We start from the raw sequence: 21,893 nt of genomic DNA on the forward strand, positions 1-21,893 counted from the left end.
GGGGTCAGGAGACCCGTACCCCGATCAGGCATGTGTCGTCGTCGGTGTCGGACTTGCTGTGGGTCAGCAGGGTGTCGAGCCGGCGTTCCAGGGTGTCGGCCGGCGCCTGGGCCGAGGCGATGAGCTGGGCCAGGGAGTCGTGCACGGCCGTGTCCCGGCGCTCGACCAGACCGTCGGTGTACATCAGCACCGTGTCGTCCGCCTCCAGCTGGATCTCCGCCTCCTCGTACTCGGCCTCGGCGAGGGCGCCCAGGAGCAGCCCTTTCAGCAGGGGCAGCGTCGTGGCTCCGGTGCCGCGCACCAGGACCGGCGGCAGGTGCCCGGCCCTGGCCCAGCGCAGTGTGCGGCTCTCGGGGTCGAAGATGCCGCAGACGGCGGTGGCCGTGACCTGTTCGGTGAGGTGGTGCGCCACGATGTTCAGCCAGGAGAGCAACTGCGCGGGGCCCGCTCCGGTCACGGCGAGGCCGCGCATGGCGTTGCGCAGGACGACCATCCCGGTGGCGGCCTCGATGCCGTGGCCGGCGATGTCCCCGACGCACAGCAGGACCTTCTTGGACGGCAGCACCACGGCGTCGTACCAGTCGCCGCCCACCAGGGACTCCGTCTCGGCGGGCCGGTAGCGCACCGCGATCCGCAGCCCCGGGGCGTCGAGCGGCCCCCTGGTGGGCGGCATGATGGCGTGCTGCAGCTGGAGCGCCAGCCGGTTCCGCTCCGCGGACTCCTGCTCGGTGACGGCGAGCCGGTCGCGGGTCGCCGCCAGCGCGACCTCCGTCCAGTGCTGCGCCGAGATGTCCTGGTAGGCGCCCCGTACGGCGAGGAGGCGCGTGTCCGGACCGAGGACGGGTTCGGCGATCACCCGGATGTGCCGGGTCACCCCGTCGGGCCGCAGCAGCCGGAAGGCGGCCGAGGCCGCGCGCCGGTGGCGCAGGACCGCCTGGAGGAAGTGGCCGATGGTGTCGGCGTCGTCCGGGTGGGCGTGGGCGGCCAGGTCCCGCAGGGGCACCGGAGCCTCGCCGGCCTCTCTGCCGTACAGGTCGAAGAGCTGCCCGTTCCAGGTGATCTCGCCCGTCAGGACGTTCTCCTCGAACCCGCCGATGCGGCCGAGGCGCTGGGCGTGCTGCAGCAGACTCGCGAGCCTGGCCGCCTCGTCCTCGATGCGCCAGATGAGCAGCACACCGCCGCCGTGGCGGCTGATGCTGAGGTCGGCGGCGGAGGCGAGCGGCACCTGGTCCACCAGCGCGGTGAGCGGCGCGCGCCGGGCACGGAAGGGTTCACCGGTGGCGTAGACGCGCTCGATCCGCTCGAAGAGTTCGCTGTCGCCGGCCGCCGTGGGATACGCCTCCAGGAGCAGGGACCCGTCGACGGCGCTCCTGGGCCGGCCCGCCGGGTCCTGGAAGTGCTCGTTGGCGTGGCGGATGCGGAAGTCGCGGAGATAACCGTCCGCGTCCAGGTACGGGGTGAGCACGAGGGCGGGGTCGTAGAGGCCGTCGGAGAGGTCCACCAGTTCGGAGACCCCGGGCGGCTCGTGCGGGGGCGCCGGCGCCGGGCCGCCGACGAGGTTGTCGAGCGTGTGGGCGCACAGCTCGGCCAGCGCTTCGATCTGACGCTCCACGGCCTGCGGCTGCCGTTCCAGCGGCTGGGGCCAGCAGATCTCCAGGACGCCGAGAATCCGCCCGCCGGTTCCGGCGGGCACCACCACGCGGCCGCCGTCCGGGTTCCGGGCGTAGCCGATGGAGGGGACGCCGGTGGCCCCGAGCGAGGGGAACCAGACGGTGCCGCGCTCGGTGAGGGCCTGGCGCGCGGCGGTGGCCACCCCCGGCGGTACGTAGCGCCAGCGCACGGGTTCGTCGGTGCTGAAGCCCGCATGGCCGCAGAGGGTCAGGGAGGCGTCGGATCCCGCGGTCCAGACGGCGACGGCCGTGGCTCCCAGCGGCGCGAGTGCGTGTTCGAGGAGGGACTCGGCCACCGCCTGGGTGTCGCCGGCGTTCAGGGCGGCGCTCTCGGCCGTGCGCAGCCGGACGGCGACCGACGGTCCGGGCCGGTCGTCGCCGTCCGGCTCACCGACCGCCCGTCGGACGAAGTCCTCGGCGACCTCGGCGACGCGGTCGTGAGCGGCCTGGTTGACGATGTCGGCGGCCAGCTCCAGGGGGGAGAGCCCGGCCTGCGCCGCGAGTTCGGCGAGTTGCAGGGCGGCCTGCGCCGGGCCGCATCGCAGCCGCTCGACGATGACGCCCTTGGCCAGTTCGATCAGGGCTCGTCCGTCGGCCGCGGCGTGCGCGGCCCGTACCTCCCCGCGAAGCCGTTCCACCGTCGCGGCCAGCCGGCCGACGGTCGAATGCTGGTCCGACAGGAGGTCCTCCTCATAGGGGGCGGCGGACGCGTCGGCGGCATCGCCGTGCGGGCCGTCGCCCGCCGCGCTCCGGGGCGCCGGCACCACGCCCCCTGCTGAGGCGGGCCGGACGGCGCCGGGCGCCGGTGCGGGCGGCGTCGGCGATGAGCCGTCGCCGAGGTGACGTGCGACAGGGTCTCCGCCGTGGTCGGGGGGAGCACTCATGGCGCGGACTCCTCGGATGCGACGGCCTCGGGGGCCGCGGGAACGGACGGGCGGGACAGGACGGCTGTGCGGTTCTGGTCGGGCGACGGACGCGGCTCACTGCCCGTCGCGCAACCACCGGCGGATGCAGGCGATCAGGTCGTCGGAGTCGACGGGCTTGGTGACATAGTCGCTGGCGCCGGCGGCCAGGCTCTTCTCCCGGTCCCCCGGCATGGCTTTGGCGGTGACCGCGATGATCGGCAGGCCGGCGTGGGCCGGCATCTGACGGATCGCGGCGGTGGCGGCGTAACCGTCCATCTCGGGCATCATCACGTCCATCAGGATCAGGTCGATGCCCGGGTGGGCGGCGAGCGACTCGATGCCCTTGCGGCCGTTCTCCGCGTGCAGGACCTTCATGCCGTGCAGCTCCAGGATGCCGCTGAGGGCGTAGAGGTTGCGGGCGTCGTCGTCGACCACGAGCACCGTACGGCCGTGCAGGGCGGCGTCGACGGTGTGCGGGGCCTGCTGCCGCTGGTCGCCGCGGAGCAGGGGGACGACGTCGCCCGGCCGGTCGGCGAGCAGGTGCAGGGCGATCCGCTCACGGAGTTCGTCGAGGCTGGACAGCAGCTCCAGGGGCCGCTGCCGGGCGCGTGACTGCAGGGTGCGCTCGTGCTCGGCGGTGAGCCTGCGGTTGTTGTGGGCGAGTACGGGAACGGTCCGCAGCGCGGCGTCCCCGTCCATGGCGTCGAGGAAGTTCAGGGCCTCGTCGTCCGCCATGTCGAGTTCGAGGACGACGCAGTGGAACGGCTGGGTGGCGAGGGCGGTCGCGGCCTCCTGCGGTCCCACGGCCGTCATCACCTCGATGTCCGCCCGGTCGGTGAGGTCCCGGCTGTCGACCAGCTCGGCCACGGCGTTCTCGGCGACCAGCGAGAGCAGCCCGCGGGGGCGCTCCTCGATCACCAGCAGCCGCCTGGGCTGACGTGCCTGCGGGGCGGCGGGCAGCGCGGCCCTGCCGGGGCGGGCACCGTCCGGGATCTCCGCGGGCTCCGCCGTCTCGGTGTCCTCCCCGCCCTGGTGAGCGGCCTGGGCCTGGAAGTCGGCCCGGGCGACGGGCAGATACAGGGTGAAGGTACTGCCCTCCCCGGGCTCGCTCTCGGCCGTCAGTGCGCCACCGAGCAGGTAGGCGATCTCCCTGCTGATGGACAGCCCGAGGCCGGTGCCGCCGTACTTGCGGTTGGTCGTCCCGTCGGCCTGCTGGAAGGCGCCGAAGATGGCTTCGAGGTGCTCGGCGGCGATGCCGATGCCGGTGTCCTTGACGCGGAAGGCGACCACGGCGCCCCCGCGGTACACGGTGGCGGGCAGTTCGTCGTCCGTGGCCGGCTCGATGCGCAGTTCCACGCTGCCGCGTTCGGTGAACTTGACGGCATTGGAGAGGAGGTTGCGCAGCACCTGCCGGAGCCGGGAGTCGTCGGTGACCAGGTCCACCGGCACACCGGGTGCGGTGGAGAGGGTGAAGGCGAGGTTCTTCTGCGCGGTGAGGGGGCGGAACGTCGCTTCGACGTAGTCGAGGAGCTGCCGCAGCGCGATCCGTTCGGGGTTGAGGTCCATCTTCCCGGCCTCGACCTTGGACAGGTCGAGGATGTCGTTGATCAGCTGCAGCAGGTCGGAGCCTGCCGAGTGGATGATTCCGGCGTACTCGACCTGCTTGGCGGTGAGGTTGCGGGTCGGGTTCTGGGCGAGCAACTGGGCGAGGATCAGCAGGCTGTTGAGCGGGGTACGCAGTTCGTGGCTCATGTTGGCGAGGAACTCGGACTTGTACTTCGACGCCAGTGAAAGCTGCTGGGCGCGGTCCTCGAGCTCCTGCCGGGCCTGCTCGATCTCCAGGTTCTTGGCCTCGATGTCCCGGTTCTGGGACGCCAGCAGGGCCGCCTTCTCCTCCAGTTCGGCGTTGGAGCGCTGCAGCTCCTCCTGCTGCACCTGCAACTCCTCGGAGCGGGCCCGCAGCTCGTCGGCCAGCCGCTGCGACTCGCCGAGCAGTTCGTCGGTACGGGCGTTGGCGACGATCGTGCTGACGTTCACGCCCACCGTCTCCATGAGCTGCTCCAGGAAGTCCCGGTGCACGGAGGTGAACGGGGTGAAGCTGAGCAGTTCGATCGCGCCCAGGACCTGGTCCTCGACCACGATCGGCAGCACGATCAGGCTGCCGCGGGTGGTGCTGCCGAGTCCGGAGGAGATGGAGACGTAGTCGCCCGGTACGTCGTCTGCGGTGATGACCCGGCGGCTGCGGGCGGCCTGCCCGACGAGGGACTCCCCCAGCCGGAATCGGCGGTCTGCCGGGCTGCCGACGGGGCGGCCGTAGGAGCCGACGATCCCGAGTTGGATGCCGTCGGGCCCCTCCTCCGCCAGGTAGAACGCGCCGTACTGCGCCGAGACGAGAGGGGTGAGCTCGTCCATGACGAGTTCGGCGACGACGGCCAGGTCGCGGTGGCCCTGCATCAGCGCCGAGATCCGGGCGAGGCTGGTCTTGAGCCAGTCCTGCTCCTGGTTGGCCCGCGTGGTCTCCCGTAGCGAGCCGACCATCGAGTTGATGTTGTCCTTGAGCTCGGCGACCTCGCCGGAGGCGTCGACGGTGATCGAGCGGGTGAGGTCGCCCTCCGCGACCGCGCTCGCGACCTCGGCGATGGCGCGGACCTGCCGGGTGAGGTTGCCCGCGAGCTCGTTGACGTTCTCCGTGAGCCGCTTCCAGGTGCCGGAGACTCCTTCGACCTCGGCCTGACCGCCGAGCCGGCCCTCGCTGCCGACCTCCCGGGCCACGCGGGTGACCTCTGCGGCGAACGACGACAGCTGGTCGACCATCGTGTTGATCGTCGTCTTCAGCTCCAGGATCTCGCCCCGGGCGTCGACGTCGATCTTCTTGGACAGGTCGCCGTTGGCGACGGCGGTCGTGACCTGGGCGATGTTGCGGACCTGCCCGGTCAGGTTGTTCGCCATCGAGTTGACGTTGTCCGTGAGGTCCTTCCAGGTGCCGGCGACGTTGGGCACCCGGGCCTGGCCGCCCAGCCGGCCCTCGGTACCCACCTCGCGGGCGACCCGGGTCACCTCGTCGGCGAAGGCCGACAGGGTGTCCACCATCGTGTTGATGGTGTCGGCGAGCGCGGCGACCTCGCCCTTGGCCTCCACCGTGATCTTGCGGGACAGATCTCCCCGGGCCACGGCGGTGGCGACCTGCGCGATCGAGCGCACCTGACCGGTGAGGTTGGACGCCATCACGTTGACGTTGTCCGTGAGGTCCTTCCAGGTCCCCGAGGCGCCCCGCACGGTGGCCTGGCCGCCGAGGTTCCCCTCGGTGCCCACCTCGCGGGCGACCCGGGTGACCTCGTCGGCGAACGACGACAGCTGGTCGACCATCGTGTTGATGGTCTCCTTCAGCTCCCGGATCTCGCCGCGCGCGTCGACCCTGACCTTCTGCGAAAGGTCTCCCTCGGCGACGGCGGTGGCGACCTGCGCGATGGAGCGGACCTGGGCGGTGAGGTTCCCGGCCATGGAGTTGACGGAGTCCGTCAGGTCGCGCCAGGTGCCGGAGACGCCCTTGACGTCGGCCTGGCCGCCGAGGATCCCCTCCGTACCGACGTCGCGGGCCATGCGGGTGACCTCGTCGGCGAACGACGACAGCTGGTCGACCATCGTGTTGATGGTGTTCTTCAGCTCCAGGATCTCGCCCCGCGCGTCCACGTCGATCTTCTGCGAGAGGTCGCCCTTGGCCACGGCGGTGGCGACCTGTGCGATGTCGCGGACCTGGGTGGTGAGGTTGCCTGCCATGGCGTTCACGGAGTCGGTGAGGTCCGCCCAGGTGCCCGAGACGCCGGGGACGACCGCCTGGCCGCCCAGGGTGCCCTCCGTGCCGACCTCCCGGGAGACCCGGGTCACCTCCGAGGTGAAGAGGGACAGCTGGTCGACCATGCCGTTGAACACGGCGGAGATCTCGCCCATCAGACCGTCGGCGTCGTCCGGCAGCCGGGTGCCGAAGTCTCCGTCCCGCACGGCGGTGAGGCCCACCAGGAGCTGACGCAGTTCCGGTTCCTCCACGGCGGCCGGTCCCGGCCGCCGTGCCCCTGAGGAGCTCTTGATCGTCGTCTCGGACATGACCCACCCTCGTTGGCTTCACCTACAGGCACCGAGGGGCTTGCACAGCGCCGTGTCCCGTGGTCGGGACACCGCCCCTCCCGCACGCCTCCGGCACAGACCGTTGTCGTACGGCAATAAAGACGAGCCTACCCCCCGTGATCGACAGGAGGGAGACGGGAGGGATCCCCCTGACCGAACCGCTCCGGTCCTACCCCGCTCCCCGGCCCGCATACAAACAGAGAGCCGGGGTACGCGGCGGTTCGAACCGGGCGGTCGGCGCCCTGACGGCGAGGGGAGTTGCACTGTGTTGATGGCCCATCCTGCGGTGCTGAGCAACCTGATCGAGCAGTACGAGACGCTGAGGGTGCTGCACGCGGAGAACGGGAGCGCGGAGGTACGGCAGCGCATGGACGACATCGCGTACACGCTGTGCGTCTCCACCGGCACGCGCGATGTGGACACGGCGCTGATCGCCGCCCGCCATCGGCTGCCGGGCGCGCGTCCCGAGGACGACTCGGTGCTCATGGCCTGACGAGGCCGCACAGCCGAAGAGCCTGAAGGGCTTGAAGAGCCCGAAGAGCCGGAAAGGCTCGAAAGGGTCGCATCCGGTGGGCCGAATCCGGCACATCCCGACGAGGGGTGTGCCGGATTCGGCGCGTTTTCAGGCCCGGCCCCGCGCGGAAGCGCCCTCAGAAGTGGTGCCGACCCCCTGCCACGACCGGCGATTCTGCCGATGCCTTCGTCCCTCGTTGCCCGGACATTGACCGGGCCAGTCATTCCACGGCCGCTCCCGGCCGCCTCGGGAGCCGCCGCACACGACACGAGAGGACGACTCCGTCGTGAAACGACACCTCGCCGCCGCCGCGGCCGTCTGCTGTCTCACGGTACTCACCGCCCCCGGCGCCCGGGCCGCGGACAACCCCTACGAGCGTGGCCCCGCGCCGACCGTCGCGAGCATCGAGGCGCTGCGCGGTCCGTACGCCGTCGCCGAGACCAGCGTCTCCTCCCTCGCCGTCACCGGGTTCGGCGGCGGCACCGTCTACTACCCCACGTCGACCGCGGACGGGACCTTCGGGGCGGTGGTGATCTCGCCCGGCTTCACCGCCACCCAGTCGTCCATCGCCTGGCTCGGCCCGCGACTCGCCTCCCAGGGCTTCGTGGTCTTCACCATCGACACGAACACCACGATGGACCAGCCCGACAGCCGCGGCCGTCAGCTGCTGGCGGCGCTCGACTACCTGACGCAGCGCAGCGTGGTCCGCGGCCGGATCGACAGCACCCGGCTCGGCGTGATGGGGCATTCGATGGGCGGCGGTGGGGCGCTCGAAGCGGCCAAGAGCCGGCCTTCGCTGCAGGCCGCGATCCCCCTGACCGGCTGGAACACGGACAAGACCTGGCCGGAGATCTCCACCCCGACGCTCGTCGTGGGCGCGGACGGCGACACGATCGCCCCCGTGGCCTCGCACTCGGAGCCGTTCTACGAGAACCTGCCGAGCTCCCTCGACAAGGCGTACCTGGAGCTCAACGGCGCCACACACTTCACCCCGAACACGTCGAACACGACGATCGCGAAGTACAGCGTCTCGTGGCTCAAGCGGTTCATCGACAACGACACCCGGTACGAGCAGTTCCTCTGCCCGCTTCCCCGTCCCAGCCTGACCATCGAGGAGTACCGGGGCACCTGCCCGCACTCCTGACCTCTCACCCCGACTCCGCGGTTCGGGCCCCGCGGTTTCGGCGACGAACGGTTTGTGCGCGCTCACAGAGCCGCGCCCCCAGGTGTGGGCCAGGGTCCACACCTGGGGGCTGTCTTCGGTCCCTACGGGGCAGTAACGTGGCGGCCGTGAGCGGAGGGACGAACGCGGCCGCTGCTCCGCGGCTGCACGACCGGACGACCGAACTCGCCGTGGTGGCCTCGCTCTCGGCCCGCGTCGGCGCCGGGGCGAGCGGCGTACTGCTGATCACCGGTGGCCCGGGAACGGGGCGCACGGCGCTCCTTCGCCACGCGGCGCGGGATTTCGCCGGAGCGGCGCGCCTTGTCACCGCACCGCCCGGCAACAGAGTCCCGTGGAGCGGTGTGCGGTCCCTGTTGTCCGCGCTCGGCTCCGGCCCGTCGGCGACGCGGCGCGCCCTGCGCGTGGCGCGCGGTCCGGACGGACTCGCCGCGGCCCTGGCGGGCCTCGACCCCGAGCGGCCGCTGCTGCTGTGTGTGGACGACCACCACCTGTGGGACGCCCACTCACGCGCCGCGCTCGTCTCGGCGCTGCGCGCCGACGGCGCACTCCCGGGTGTGGGGTGGGTGGTGTCGCTCGCCCGTCATCACCGTCCCCCGGACGTACCGGGGGCGCCGTTGCTGCGGCTGGGGCCGCTGAGCCGGGAGGGAGCGAGCGGTCTCCTGGACGACGTCCGGCCGGGCCCGCTCGCTCCCGACGTGCGGGAGCGGCTGCTCCGGGATGCGGCGGGCCACCCCGGCGTCCTGGCCGCCACGGCCCGGCGCCTCTCGCCCGCGCAGCTCGCGGGCGACGCGCCCCTCCCCCACCCCCTGACCGACGCGTGCGTTCTCACCGACGTGTACGGCGGGCTCCTCGACGCGCTGCCCGCCGAGTGGCGACGGCTGCTCGCGCTCGTGGCCGTCGCCGGCGAAGCGGCCACGGCGGGCCCGGACGCGGACACGGCGCGGCCCACGGTGGACGCCGGCGCCGTCCTGGCCGCCGCGCGGGCGACGCGTACGTCTCCGGAGGCGCTGGACGGGCTGGTCGCTGACGGGCTCCTCGGCGGGGCGCGTCATGCGCTGCGCTTCGAGGACCCGTTCCTCCGCCGTGCCGTGCTCGCCGCGACACCGGCCTCCTGGCGCCGTTCGGCACGCGCCCTGTTCGCGCCTCCGCTGAACGACGGGGCGCCGCCCGACGACACACCGCGGAACGGCACGGTGCTCGGCCAGGCGGCGCGGGTGAGGGGCCGTGGCCCTGGTGGGTCCGGTCGGAGCGCGGTGCTTGCCGGTACGGCGGGCGCCGACAGGCGGGGCGCCCTCAGGGGGGTGCGCGGCGACGGGGCCCCAGGCCCCGGAACCGGCCGCTCCACGGCCGCCGCCTCGCCGGCCTCGGGCGGTGGCGCGCGAGGCTCGCGAGGCGCGGTCACGCCGCAGACGTCGCCCTTGCTCAGGGCGCTCGGTCACCGGGCGGACCGGCTTCACGCCGCCGACGAGGTGCGGTCGCTCGCGGACGTGGTGCGCGGCCGGGCCGAACTCGTGCGCGGGCTCTCGGATCTGGCCGACGGTCCGGTCGGGGACGCCCATCAGGCACTGCTCCTGGCCTCCGCGCTGCTGCGCGACGAAGCCCCGCAGGAGGCGGCGGACGCCCGGTTCCTCGCCATGGAGGCCGCCTGGGCGGCGGGCGACCCCGCGGCCTGTCTGGTGGCGCTCGAACTCGACGAGACGAACGCCGACGGGCCCGGCGTCGACCGGCACGACGTCGACGGGCACGACGCGGCGCCGGGCGCCGGGGAAGGCAACGCGGCGCCGGGCAACGCCGCCCGGCACGACGTCGACCAGCACGACGTCGACGGGCACGATGTCGACGGGCACGACGTCGACGGGCACGACGCGGCACCGGGCGCCGGGGCCCGGGAAGGCAACGCCGACCGGCACCACGCGGCGCCGGACGGCCTCCGGCCCAGCCGCGGCCCCGGTGCCGAGCGGGACTTTCTCGATGGTATGCGCGCTGCGCTCACGACTCGGTTGCACGAGGCCCGGGCGCCGCTCGCCCGCGTCGTGGCGTGCGACGGCGGGGCCGACGAACCCCGGCTCCTGCTGCGGGCGGGATCGGCCGCGCTGGTGCTCGGGGACACGGCGTCGGCGGCCCGCATTCACGCCCGGGCCCTCGCGCGCGTCCGCGCGGAGGGCCGTACCGCCATGCTCCCCCGCGTGCTCGAACACCTCGCCTATGCCGAGCTCCGGGCCGGACGCCACGCCCGGGCCGGCACGCACGCCCGGGAGGGGCTGCGGGCCGCCGAACTGAGCGGCCAGCACAATGTCGCGGCCCATCAGCACGCCGTCCTGGCCCTGGTCGCCTCGGTGGCCGGCGACGCGGAGTCCGTCGGGGACCATGCCCGGCAGGCGCTCGCGGTCGCGCGCCGCCACGGTCTCGCGCAGGCCGCCACGCTCGCCGAGTGGGCGCTGGCCCGGGCGGAGCTGGGCCGTGGCCTCGCCGCCCAGGCCGCGGCGCGGCTGGCGCGGCTGGTCCGCCCCGGACCCGGCGCCGGTCACTTCGCGCTGCGCATGCTCGCAGTTCCGTGCTTCGTGGAAGCGGCGGACGCGACGGGCCGGGCGGCCGAAGCGCACCTGGCAGCCGAGGAGTTCGCCGTCTGGGCGGCCCAAGGAGTCGATCCGCAGGCCCCCGCCCAGCTGGCGCGCTGCCGGGCGCTTCTGGCGGCGGCACCGGAGGACGCGGCGCACTGGTACGGCGAGGCGATGCGGCGGCACGACGCGTCCGGCAACGACTTCGAGCGCGCCAGAACCCTGCTCGCGTACGGCAAGTGGCTCAGGCGGCGCAGACGCCCGCTGGAGGCGCGCGTACGCCTGAGCGACGCACTCGTCACGTTCGAGCGGGCGGCGGCCGAGATCTGGGCCGCCCAGGCCCGGGCGGAGCTCCGGGCCACGGGCGGAGCGGGAGGCGGCGCGAGCGGGCCCGCGACTCCGGACGACCTGACCCCTCAGCAGCAGCGCATCGCCGCGCTGGCCGCCGAGGGCGCGACCAACCGGGAGATCGCCGGCCGGCTGTCCATCAGCCCCCGCACGGTCGACCACCATCTGCGGAACGTCTTCGCCCGGCTGGGCGTCCGTTCCCGGGTCGAGCTGTCGGGCGCGCTGGCGCGGGCCGCGAGGAGCGCCGACGGGCCCGCAGCCGTCCCGCGCCGCCCTTCCTGAGGCCCTGGTGAGGCGGTCGCCGTATGTGTGTCACTTGCCCCACGGCGGGAAGGCGAGCGGGGAGCGAATGCAGGGAAATCGGGAGGAAGGGTAACCAACATGCAGCCTCGGGACGAGGCCTGGCCCCATTTGTCCACTCGTATACGTCCTCTTGGGGCGCCGCCCCACGACGGCCCGGCGGTGCGCACCTCCGCCGAGGCTCGGGAAGCCACCAGACGACGACTCGCGAGCATCCGGCCGGTGAACCGGTCGCAGGTCGACGATCTGATGCTCGTCGTCTCGGAGTTGGTCACGAACGCCGAGCGGCACGCCGGCGGCGTCACCGGTTTCCGCCTCGACCTGGCGCGTGACAGTGCCACGGTGTCCGTCACCGACGGAAGCCGTGAGCCGCCGACGTACCGGAGGAGCGAAGACCTGACACCGGGCGGCTACGGCTGGCCCATCGTCCTGCGCCTGTGCCGTGAGGTGATCGTGTCGGTCCACGCGGCCGGGAAGACGATCCGTGCGGTCGTGCCCCTGGAGCAGTGACACACAGGCGGCGGGGGAGGCATTTTTTGTCCGCCTGGTTTAACACCGCGATTCGAGGTCAGGCGCCTTGTCGTCAGACCTGATCCATGGCACCAGGGAGTGATCAGACATGTCGGGTGAGCAGAAGTCGAAGGCCAAGACCGAGCAGGCCAAGGGGAAGATCAAGGAGGCGGCGGGACGCCTGACGGGTGACGAGCGCCTCGAGGCCGAAGGCCGGGCCGAGCAGGTGAAGGGCGACGCGCGGGACGCGAAGGAGAAGGCGAAGGACGCCTTCAAGCACTGACCTCGTCCGGGCGGCGAGTGGGGCGGCTCCACGGTGGCGGAGCCGCCCCCTCCGCGCGATCTTCCGCTTCCGCCGTGCGGCCCGGAGAGAGGCCGACCGCTTCAGGAGCCTTCGTTGAACCACGGGACCACGGGACACGAACAGCCCGGCTTCCACTCGCCCGCCGTCGCCTTCGAGTCCTATATGGCCGTGTTGGAGGACAGCGCGGAGGAGCTGTACGAAACCGCTCCGTGCGGCTATGTGTCGATCCTGCTGGACGGCACGATCGCGCGGATCAACACCACCCTGCTGCAGTGGCTCGGGCTGAGCCGGAGCTCCGTGGTGGGCCGCATGGGCTTCGGCGACCTCCTCACCCCGGCCGGGCGGCTCTCCTACGAGGCGCAGCTCGCGCCCGCGCTCCGGCTGAACGGCGAGGTGGGCGGCGTACCGCTGGAGTTGACCCGGTCCGGTGAGCCGCTCCCGGTCCTGGCCAGTGCCATAGTGCGTTCGAGCTCCGACGGACGGCCGCTGCTCGCGAGGATCACCCTGACCGACGCACGGGACCGGCGCGCCTACGAGGCGGAGCTGCTGCGCAGCAGGTCCGAGGCCGAGGATGCCCGCCGCGCGGCGGAGGCCGACCGGGCACGGCTGCAGGACGCCCTGGCGGTGCTCCAGCGCAGCCTGTTGCCGGCGCGCCTGCCCTCCGTCCCCGGCCTCGAGGCCGCCTCGTACTACCACACCGCCTCTCCCGACCGGCTCGGCGGCGACTTCTACGACCTGTTCCCGCTCGACGGGAAACGCTGGGCGTTCTTCCTCGGGGACGTGTGCGGCAAGGGACCCGAAGCCGCCGCGCTGACCTCGCTGACCCGGTACACGCTGCGGACCGCCGCGCTCCACGACTCCGACCCCGTCGCCGCTCTGCGCACGCTCAACACGGCGCTGACGGAGCAGAGTCCGGCGGGCGAGACCTGCTACTGCACCGCCGTGTTCGGCGTCCTGGAGCCTCAGGGCGAGAGCGGGTCCTTCGCGCTCGAACTGGCCTCCGGGGGCCACCCGCCCGCGCTCGTCCTGCGGAGCGACGGACGGGCGGACTTCCTGCCGACGCCGGGAGGACTGCTCGTCGGCATCCTTCCCGACGCGCGGTTCGTCGCCGCGCGTACGATCCTGGAGCCCGGCGACAGCGTTCTGCTGTACACCGACGGCCTCACCGAGGCCCGTACGGGAGCCGGTTACGATCTGTTCGGTGACGAAGCCCTGCGCGAGTTCGTCGCCGAGCGCGCCCCGGCGACGCCGGCTCGGATCGTCACCGCCCTGACCGGGCTCCTGGAGAGCTTCGGCGACGGGTTGGGCGACGACACCGCTCTGCTCGCCCTGGGGGTTCCTCTCGACAGCCCTGTCTCCGAAGACGACTCTCCAGACCGACCCTCCGTCGATCGAGACTGATCATGACCATGCTGGACATCATCACCCGTAGCACCCCCGCCGGTCCCGTCCTCACGCTCCGGGGCACCCTGGACTACGAGAGTGCGCCGCGCCTGCGCGACCAGGTGCGGGCCGCCGATCTCACGCCCGGGTCCCTGCTGGTCCTGGACCTGGCCGCTCTGGACTTCTGCGACTCCAGCGGGATCAACACGTTCCTGACGGCCCGCAACACCGCCACGGCGGCGGGTGCCTCGATCGCCCTCGCGGCGGTTCCACCCCCGGTGGCCCGGGTCATCGGCATCGTGGGCCTCGACCAGATCTTCGCGATCCACCCCGACAGCGACAGCGCGGCGGACACGCACCTCGCCACATCCTGACGGGCGTGCCGTCGCCGTCGTACGGAGGAACATCGCGCCTGGTTTTCCGCGCCGGACACGTGTCGTTCCGGCCGGGCCGGGTACGTTGGCGCTGGCCGGGCGCGTGTTCGAGCACCGGATCCGACGACGAGGAGATGCGATGAGCCAGGTCGCCAGGGGACGGCTGCGCGGGAGGTTCGGACGGCTGGACCGCACGGTCTTCGGGCACGTGGCGAACCGCTCCTGGCCGGGCGCCGAGCCGGTCCTCCCCCGGCTCAGCCGGAGCGCGAACCACGGGCTGCTGTGGTTCGGGATCGCCGCCGGGATGTGGGCCTTCGGCGGACCGCGGGGACGGCGCGCAGCGGTACGGGGAGCGGCCTCCCTCGCTCTGGCGTCGGCCACCGTCAACACCCTCGCCAAGGGGGCCGTCCGGCGCGAACGTCCGCTCATCGACGCGGTGCCGCTGGTGCGGCGGCTGCCCCATCAGCCGTTCACGAGCTCCTTCCCCTCCGGTCATTCGGCCTCCGCGGCGGCCTTCACCGCCGGTGTGGCGCTGGAGTCGCGCGGCTGGGCGGCGGCCGTGCTCCCGGTGGCCGCCTCGGTCGCCTTCTCCCGTGTCTACACCGGAGTCCACTACCCGAGCGATGTGCTCGTGGGCGCCGGCCTGGGCGTGGGGGCGGCCTACGCGGTCCGGGGCCTCGCCCCGACCCGCGATCTGGTCGCCACGCCCGCGCGGCCACGCGTGCGGGTGCGCGGCCTCCCGGAGGGCGACGGCCTCGTCGTCGTGGTCAACGCCGCTTCCGGCGCCCAGCCGCAGCTTCTGGATCCCGTACGCCAGCTCAGGACGCTCCTGCCGCGGGCGGAGGTCATCCTGTACGAGGAGAAGACCGGAACGCTGGCGGACGTGCTGGACACGGCCGCGGCGGAGGTGGCCGACCGCGGGGGTGTGCTGGGCGTCTGCGGCGGTGACGGAACGGTGAACGCGGCGGTGGAACCGGCCCTCCGTCACGGGGTGCCGCTGCTCGTCGTCCCCGGGGGCACCTTCAACCACTTCGCGGTGGACCTCGGCGTGGACACGGTGGCCGAGGCCTGCGCGGCGCTGACCGAGGGGCATGCGGTGCGCGCCGACGTCGGCCGGATCACGAGCGAGACGGACGGGTCGCGCGCGTACTTCCTCAACACCTTCAGCCTCGGTGTCTACCCGGAACTCGTACGGCTCCGGGAGCGCTGGTCGCCCCGGCTCGGCGGCCCCCTGGCGTCGCTGCTCGGGGTGGTACACGTGCTGCGGACGTCACGGCCCCTGCGCGCGGAGGTCAACGGCAGGCGCGAGTCCCTGTGGCTCCTGTTCGCCGGCAACGGCGCCTACCGCAGCGTGGGTCTGGCCCCGCTGCGGCGCCACGACCTCGCGGACGGTGTCCTCGATGTGCGGGTGGCGCACGGCGGCCGGTTCGCCCGCACCCGCCTGCTCGCCACGGCGGTGGCCGGGGGGCTGGCCAGGACGCGGCTCTACGCGGCGGCCCGGACCACGTCCCTGCACGTCTCCGGGCTGCCCGAGGGGACGCACATGGCCTACGACGGAGAGGTGGTTCCGGCTCCGGGCGCCTTCCGACTGGACAAGCTGCCCGGCGCCCTGACCGTCTACCGCCCGCTCACCGACTGAACCGCCGCCGAGACGGGTTTCGCAGGACCGCCGGGCTTCGCGTCGGGGCTACGGAAGGGCGGCGCCGCGGGCCGTCACCCACAGGGTGTACCACTCCTCGTGGCTCAGGCCGGGTTCGTCGAGCGCGGCGTCCCGGCAGGCGCGGATGCGCTCCGGGTTCGACGTACCGATCACGGGCGCGATGCGCGCCGGGTGGCGCTGCAACCACCGGAGCACGATCGTCTCCGGCGTGGTGCCCTTGGTCTCGGCGAGCGAGGAGACGAGCGCGGCGGTGGCCCTCTCCTCCGGGGTCTGCTGCCTCCCGGTGTAGCGCCCCTGGGCCAGCGCTCCCCAGGCCTGAAGCGTGATGCCGTGGGCCAGGCAGTGCTCGACGGTGCCTGCGGGGAACCCGTTGGCGGCGGACTCCGGCGTGTTGACGAGGACGGCGTCCTCCAGCCAGGCACGCCGGTGCAGGCTCATCTCCAGCTGGTTGGCCACGAGCGGCAGGTCCGTGTGGGCCTGGATCCGCGCGATCTGCGCGGAGTTCATGTTGGAGACGCCGAACCGGCGTACGAGTCCCTGCCGGTGGAGCGAGGTCAGGGCCTCGCCGATGTCCGCGGGGTCGGCGAGCGGGTCGGGGCGGTGCAGCAGCAGCACGTCGAGTACGTCGGTGCGCAGTCGGTGCAGGCTCTCCTCCACCCTGCGGACGATGGAGGCCCCGCGCAGGTCGTACAGGCCGGGCCGGTCCCCGTCGGCGAGCCGGATGCCGCACTTGGTCTGCAGGGTGATCCGTTCCCGCAGCCCGGCCGAGCGGGCCAGGATCTCGCCGAAGACCGCTTCCGACTTTCCGTGCCGGTAGATGTCGGCGTGGTCGAAGGTGGTGATGCCGCTCTCGACGGCCGCCTCGACGGCCGTCGAGGCCGCGTCGATGTCGGCGGCGGTGAGGGGGCTCGTGTCCCAGGCGCCCCCCAGGCCCATGCAGCCGAAGACGAGGCGGTCGGACTTCTCAGGCGTGGTCACCGGGTCACCTTCGCACACCGCCGGCCGGGGCCCGCGGGCGCCTCCCGTCGGAGACGCGCTCGCGGCCCCCGGCCGCTCCCGGAAGACGGATCACTCCGCGGGCGTGTACTCCTCCTCGAAAGTGACGGCCTCGACGATGTGCACGTCTCCGACGTGGACCTGGAACGTGTGGCTGTACTCCGTCTCACGCTCCTCCTCCGCGGCGGCGGGGACGGCCGACGCGCAGGCGAGCGCGCCGAGGGTGAGAGCGGCGGTGACGACGAAGCGGCGCATGGGCGACTCCTCGGTGGTACGGACTGGTCGGGGGACGCATTCCACGCGCCGGACCGGACACGCGGTGCTTCATCCGAACCGGTGCCGTGCTCCGTCCGCTGCCACGGAACCGGGTGCGGTGTCAGTCCCCGCTGGTGTAACGGGTGCGGACCCAGAGGGGCAGGACGAACCAGCAGAGCAGGTACCAGACGAGTACGCCGCAGACCAGCCAGGGCACGTACGCGTCGTGGGTGGCCACCCGCAGGATGAGGAACAGCGCCGATGTCAGTGTCGCGAGGAGCAGGACGATCCCGGCGAAGGTGAGGCGTGAGGCCCACACCACGGCCTGCGCCTTGATCCGTCGTCCCGACACGATCCGGTGGAAGGAGACCGGGCCGATCAACGCCCCTGTCGCCAGGGCCCCGAGGACGACCGTGACGATGTAGATGGTCTTGTCCGTCTGTTCGAGGCCCTGGAAGTGCGGGGTGAAGACCACCGTGAGGAGGAAGCCGAGGAGGATCTGCACGCCGGTCTGGGCGACCCGTATCTCCTGGATGAGTTCCTGCCAGCGCCGGTCCGCCCGCTCGTCCTCCGTCTCGGCCCGGCCGTCCGCCCGCTCGTCCTCCGTCTCGGCCCGGCCGTCCGCCTGCTTGTCCTCCGTCTCGGCCCGGCCGTCCGACCGCGCGTCCCTCGTGCCGAGGCGGCCGCCGTCCCGCTCGCCCATCGGCGTCGCGTCGCTTTCTCGTTCGTACATGGAAGCCTCCTTCTGGGAAGACGGGTCGGTCAGGTGCGGCGGGGCGACCACCAGCGGCGCTTGCGCCGGGGGTGCACGGCCCTGCCCAGGCGGCGCCCCACCAGGGCGTACCCGAGGAGTGCGCCGGCCGTGTTCAGCAGCACGTCGTCGATGTCGAAGGCGCGCCCGGTGATCAGGGCGCCCTGGATCAGTTCGACGAGGAGCATCGTCGCCACGGTCAGCAGGGCGATCCGCACGAACCCCCGGGTGCGGGGAGACACGACTGGTAGCAACAGGCCGAAGGGCACGCCCAGGAGGATGTTTCCGCCGAGCTGTTTGACGGTGTCCCGGAAGGCGGGCTGCGCGAGGTAGGCGCGGATCGAGTCGCCTGGCCGGAGGTTGGTGTGGGTGAGCGCGTCCGAGGCCGGAGACGGCTGCAGGGTCAGCCGGGCCAGGACGACACCGAAGGCCACCATCGCCGCCACGGCCAGCACCGCGAGGAAGATCCGGAGCCAGGGTCCCGGGCCGCGTCTCGGGTCCTCGCCCTCCGACCGCCCGGCCGTGGCGCGGCGCCATCCGATGCGTGGCGTCATGGGTCCCCTCCCCCAAGTCCGGTGTCCTCCAGGAAGGTTGCGCATACCCCCGATGGACACCGGGACTCGTGGACGAGACGGAGAGGTTCCGGCCGGGCGCCGAACGCGCCTCGCACCGGGGGCGAGCGTCAGGCGTACGGGTCGAAGGGGATGGACGGCGGCTTGGCCTTCTGGAGGTGGGCGGCGAAGTTGCCGTCCTTCAGACCGAATACGGCGCTGCCGAAGTCGGCGCGGCTGAGCCTGTCCCGGAGATCGGCGGGGTAGCCGTTCCAGCCGACGAGGGCGGGGAACCGCCAGCCGCGGTAGTGGTTCTCCGGCGGCTCGTCGTTGGAGTTGGCGGGGCGGAAGCAGTGCGTGCCGATGCCGTCCTTGTGATAGACGATCTTGGGGTGAGTTCCGTCCCAGCGGATCCGGTCCCGGCCGTGGATGTCGAACGCGCCGTGCGCGGAGGTGGAGACGTACCGGGCCTCGTTGTTCTGCACCCACACCACGACGTGCTCCCAGTCGTGGCGGTGGCCGCCGAGGCCGCTGCCCGCGACGGCCTGGTCCTTCTCGAAGTAGAGGCCGTACATGATCGCGCACCAGCCGTTGTTGCAGAGGGAGCGCGCGTATCCGTTGGTGTTGTCCAGGTCCGACGCGTCGCGGCACTGGCCGTTGAGGGCGCCGGACGGGTTGAGACCGCCGTTGACGGTTCCGTCGGGTCCGATGGCGGGGGTGGGATAGCAGCCGTCCGTGTCGTAGTCGTAGGCGGGCTGGAAGGTCTGTTCCAGTCCATCCGCGTTGCCGGGGAGGGCTCGTGGGGGCGCGGCGAGGGCGCTGCCGGGGACAGCGAGGACCAGCGCCATGGCGGCACCGAGGGTGAGCGACAGCCTGCGGAACCGCGAACTCGTCTTCAAGGCGTGGCCTCCTGAGAAGAACGACGTGAGTGACACCAGCGTTTGACATGCCCAGATCAGACTTGTCCAACCGCGGTGCCGCGTCGAGTTCCCGAGGTGTCCACGCGACGGGGGAACGACCGACATCGCGACGTCGCGCCCACGTCCCACACAAGCGACCGGCCGGTGGCCGCCCCGTCTGGGCTGCCACCGGCCGGTCGATCACAAGCCGTTACATCGGTTCGCCGATGCCCATCTCCGACTCGCGCCTGCTCTGCTCCTCGAGCCGCCGGGCCCGGTCCTTCAGCCGCTGACGCTCGTCCGGGTCCGTGGACCGCTCCGCGGCCTGCTCCATCTCCTGAGCCTTCTGGCGCAGCTGCTGCGCACGGCCACCGGACTCTCCTGCAACGCTCATGATCACTCCTGAGATCTGGGGGGTGAGCGGATGACCTCAGAGAACCAGCGCCCCCTCACACGCGCATCCCGGAGCGTCACTCACCGTCATCACGGCAGGCAGAACCGCCACCGGGGATCACCCTCGCGACGTCAAGGAGCTGAGCGGCCGCGTCCTCAGCCGGGGAGCGCTCACAGACCCGGACGAACGCCTTGACCGGCCGGCTCCGCGACTGCCCGCCGGCAGCGCCGTCGGCACCCCGTCGAGCAGGGCATCCCCACGCTCCCGGCAGGCGCGGCGCGCACCCCGGGCTGCGCGGACGGCGACGGCGTGGTCGGATCTGGTCATGGAGCGAGCAGAAGGCAGTGATCGGACCCCTTCGGCGATGGCCGACCAGCGACGTGCCGCCCGGCTGGCCGTCGCTCTGCGCGCCACCGACCCCGCGGACCTGGCGCGCCTTCTGGACATGCTCGACCTGCGCCCCGAGGTCGACCGCCTCTACTCCGGCGAGGACGCCGAGCGCCCCCTGCCCGCCACGGAACACCCTTGAGTCGGTGGTTGTCAGCTTTGGTACAGCGGGGTATATAAGCAGAGTGTCCGACATGTGCATCTATGCATTCCGCCTTTCGGGAGGTGTCCATGCGTATGCAGTGGGACGCGCTGCTGGCCGCGGTCCAGGAACGGGGTGAGTACGCCTCCCGGGAGGAGGCCGAACGCGCCGCCCGCGTCGTCCTCGCCCTGCTCGGCGCGCATCTCGTGGGTGAGGTGCGGTCCGAGCTGGCCGACCGGCTCCCCGAGACGCTGGCGCTGGTCCTGCTCAACCCGCTCCAGGCACGCGAGCCGCTCCCGCCCGAGCGGTTCGTCCGGGCGACGGCCGCCTGGATCGAGGGGGCCACCGAGAAGACGGCGACCTGGGACGTCAGCTCCGTGCTCAGTGTCGTGGCCGACATCGCGGGAGACGACCTCATGGACCGGATCCTGCTCCAGCTCCCCGTGGGCTACGACCTGCTCTTCGGCCGCCCGCAGGCGATCTGATCCGGAAAAGGGGATCCGTACGACTCCGTCCGCGCTGGAAAGGAGCGAGCGATGACACGCGCGGTGGGTATCGACCTGGGCACGACCAACTCCGTCGTCGCGGTTCTGGAAGGCGGTGAGCCCACGGTCGTCGCGAACACCGAAGGAAACAGGACGACCCCTTCCGTCGTGGCCTTCGGCAAGGACGGACAGGTTCTGGTCGGGGACATCGCCAAACGGCAGGCGGTGACGAACGTCGAACTCACCGCCCGGTCGGTGAAGCGGCACATGGGTGACGCGTCGTGGCGGTTCCCGGAAGCGGGCGAGGCGGCCGGAAAGCGGTACACCGCCCAGGAGATCTCGGCGCGTGTGCTGCAGAAGCTGAAGCGCGACGCCGAGGCGTACCTCGGGGAGGACGTGACCGACGCCGTGATCACCGTTCCGGCGTACTTCAACGACTCCCAGCGCACGGCGACGAAGGAGGCGGGCGAGATCGCCGGCCTCAACGTCCTGCGCATCATCAACGAGCCGACGTCCGCGGCGCTCGCGTACGGACTCGACAAGGAGGAGGACCAGACGATCCTCGTCTTCGACCTCGGTGGCGGCACCTTCGACGTGTCGCTGCTCGAGATCGGCGAGGGGCTCGTCGAGGTGAAGGCCACCAACGGTGACACCCATCTCGGTGGTGACGACTGGGACCAGCGGGTCGTCGACCACCTGGTGAAGCAGTTCCGGAACGGGTACGGCGTCGACCTGGCCAAGGACAAGATGGCTGTCCAGCGTCTCCGCGAGGCCGCGGAGAAGGCGAAGATCGAACTCTCCGCGTCGACCGAGACGTCGATCAACCTGCCATACATCACGGCCTCCGCCGAGGGTCCGCTGCATCTGGAGGAGAAGCTCACCCGGGCTCAGTTCCAGCAGCTCACCGCCGATCTGCTGGAGCGCTGCAAGACCCCGTTCCACAACGCGGTCAAGGACGCCGGCGTCAAGGTGTCCGACATCGACCACGTCATCCTGGTGGGCGGGTCGACCCGTATGCCCGCGGTGACGGAACTGGTCAAGGAGCTGACCGGAAAGGACCCGCACCGGGGTGTGAACCCGGACGAGGTCGTCGCCATCGGCGCCGCCCTGCAGGCCGGTGTGCTGAAGGGTGAGGTCAAGGACGTCCTGCTCCTCGACGTGACCCCGCTGTCCCTCGGTATCGAGACCAAGGGCGGCATCAT

The 21,893-nt window shown here is 72.3% G+C and carries 19 protein-coding genes; 11 read left to right on the forward strand and 8 right to left on the reverse strand.

Annotated features, from left to right (window positions below; genetic code table 11):
* Positions 1-4 precede the first annotated feature (4 nt).
* Together ABZY12_RS12755 and ABZY12_RS12760 are read right to left on the reverse strand one after the other, a co-directional pair.
* The gene (locus tag ABZY12_RS12755; RefSeq protein WP_356889322.1) at positions 5-2,554 is read right to left on the reverse strand and encodes a SpoIIE family protein phosphatase; all 2,550 of its coding nucleotides are present in this window, start codon (positions 2,552-2,554) and stop codon (positions 5-7) included.
* Positions 2,555-2,650: 96 nt separating this feature from the next.
* Positions 2,651-6,676, reverse strand: a complete 4,026-nt coding sequence (locus ABZY12_RS12760; protein ID WP_356889323.1) for a HAMP domain-containing protein — start codon at positions 6,674-6,676, stop codon at positions 2,651-2,653.
* A 286-nt stretch (positions 6,677-6,962) separates the two neighbouring features.
* Here ABZY12_RS12760 and ABZY12_RS12765 point away from each other — a divergent pair, with 286 nt between their 5' ends.
* The 8 genes from ABZY12_RS12765 (at position 6,963) to ABZY12_RS12800 (ending at position 15,810) form a co-directional block, all read left to right on the forward strand.
* Positions 6,963-7,190 carry a DUF5133 domain-containing protein gene (locus ABZY12_RS12765; protein WP_356889324.1) on the forward strand — a complete coding sequence of 76 codons (228 nt, stop codon included), beginning with the start codon at positions 6,963-6,965 and terminating at the stop codon, positions 7,188-7,190.
* A 307-nt stretch (positions 7,191-7,497) separates the two neighbouring features.
* On the forward strand, positions 7,498-8,355 hold the full coding sequence (locus ABZY12_RS12770) for a dienelactone hydrolase family protein (RefSeq protein WP_356889325.1): 858 nt from the start codon (positions 7,498-7,500) through the stop codon (positions 8,353-8,355).
* A gap of 146 nt (positions 8,356-8,501) precedes the next feature.
* A complete protein-coding gene (locus ABZY12_RS12775; protein ID WP_356889326.1) occupies positions 8,502-11,582 on the forward strand; it encodes a LuxR family transcriptional regulator in 3,081 nt (1,026 codons plus the stop codon).
* A 99-nt stretch (positions 11,583-11,681) separates the two neighbouring features.
* Positions 11,682-12,110, forward strand: coding sequence for an ATP-binding protein (locus ABZY12_RS12780; protein ID WP_356889327.1), 429 nt, complete (start codon positions 11,682-11,684; stop codon positions 12,108-12,110).
* Positions 12,111-12,219: 109 nt separating this feature from the next.
* The gene (locus ABZY12_RS12785; RefSeq protein ID WP_356889328.1) at positions 12,220-12,393 is read left to right on the forward strand and encodes a CsbD family protein; all 174 of its coding nucleotides are present in this window, start codon (positions 12,220-12,222) and stop codon (positions 12,391-12,393) included.
* Positions 12,394-12,576: 183 nt separating this feature from the next.
* Positions 12,577-13,815 (forward strand): SpoIIE family protein phosphatase, encoded by a 1,239-nt coding sequence (locus tag ABZY12_RS12790; protein WP_356889344.1) that lies wholly within the window; start codon positions 12,577-12,579, stop codon positions 13,813-13,815.
* Between the two features lie 2 nt (positions 13,816-13,817).
* Entirely contained in the window at positions 13,818-14,171 is a 354-nt protein-coding gene (locus ABZY12_RS12795; protein WP_356889329.1) for an STAS domain-containing protein, read from the forward strand.
* 139 nt (positions 14,172-14,310) lie between these two features.
* A complete protein-coding gene (locus ABZY12_RS12800; RefSeq protein WP_356889330.1) occupies positions 14,311-15,810 on the forward strand; it encodes a phosphatase PAP2 family protein in 1,500 nt (499 codons plus the stop codon).
* A 48-nt stretch (positions 15,811-15,858) separates the two neighbouring features.
* Here the strand turns inward: ABZY12_RS12800 and ABZY12_RS12805 are convergent, their stop codons facing one another.
* The 6 genes from ABZY12_RS12805 to ABZY12_RS12830 all read right to left on the reverse strand — a co-directional run bounded on the left by ABZY12_RS12805 (position 15,859) and on the right by ABZY12_RS12830 (position 19,677).
* On the reverse strand, positions 15,859-16,809 hold the full coding sequence (locus tag ABZY12_RS12805) for an aldo/keto reductase (protein WP_356889331.1): 951 nt from the start codon (positions 16,807-16,809) through the stop codon (positions 15,859-15,861).
* Between the two features lie 90 nt (positions 16,810-16,899).
* A complete protein-coding gene (locus tag ABZY12_RS12810) occupies positions 16,900-17,082 on the reverse strand; it encodes a hypothetical protein (protein WP_356889332.1) in 183 nt (60 codons plus the stop codon).
* Between the two features lie 121 nt (positions 17,083-17,203).
* The gene (locus tag ABZY12_RS12815; protein WP_356889333.1) at positions 17,204-17,815 is read right to left on the reverse strand and encodes a DUF6328 family protein; all 612 of its coding nucleotides are present in this window, start codon (positions 17,813-17,815) and stop codon (positions 17,204-17,206) included.
* Between the two features lie 29 nt (positions 17,816-17,844).
* A complete protein-coding gene (locus ABZY12_RS12820; RefSeq protein WP_356889334.1) occupies positions 17,845-18,387 on the reverse strand; it encodes a VanZ family protein in 543 nt (180 codons plus the stop codon).
* Between the two features lie 128 nt (positions 18,388-18,515).
* Positions 18,516-19,283 carry an NPP1 family protein gene (locus ABZY12_RS12825; RefSeq protein WP_356889335.1) on the reverse strand — a complete coding sequence of 256 codons (768 nt, stop codon included), beginning with the start codon at positions 19,281-19,283 and terminating at the stop codon, positions 18,516-18,518.
* Between the two features lie 211 nt (positions 19,284-19,494).
* Positions 19,495-19,677: a DUF6381 family protein gene (locus ABZY12_RS12830; RefSeq protein ID WP_356889336.1), complete on the reverse strand. Its 183-nt coding sequence runs from the start codon at positions 19,675-19,677 to the stop codon at positions 19,495-19,497.
* A 325-nt stretch (positions 19,678-20,002) separates the two neighbouring features.
* On the opposite strand from ABZY12_RS12830, the gene ABZY12_RS12835 reads away from it, so the two are divergent.
* The 3 genes from ABZY12_RS12835 to dnaK all read left to right on the forward strand — a co-directional run.
* A complete protein-coding gene (locus ABZY12_RS12835) occupies positions 20,003-20,206 on the forward strand; it encodes a hypothetical protein (protein WP_356889337.1) in 204 nt (67 codons plus the stop codon).
* A gap of 89 nt (positions 20,207-20,295) precedes the next feature.
* Positions 20,296-20,691: a DUF2267 domain-containing protein gene (locus ABZY12_RS12840; RefSeq protein ID WP_356889338.1), complete on the forward strand. Its 396-nt coding sequence runs from the start codon at positions 20,296-20,298 to the stop codon at positions 20,689-20,691.
* Between the two features lie 51 nt (positions 20,692-20,742).
* Positions 20,743-21,893, forward strand: a 1,151-nt coding sequence (dnaK, locus tag ABZY12_RS12845) for a molecular chaperone DnaK (RefSeq protein WP_356889339.1), incomplete at its 3' end; no start/stop codon positions are given.

Source organism: Streptomyces sp. NPDC006551 (assembly GCF_040611675.1).
Taxonomy (GTDB): domain Bacteria; phylum Actinomycetota; class Actinomycetes; order Streptomycetales; family Streptomycetaceae; genus Streptomyces.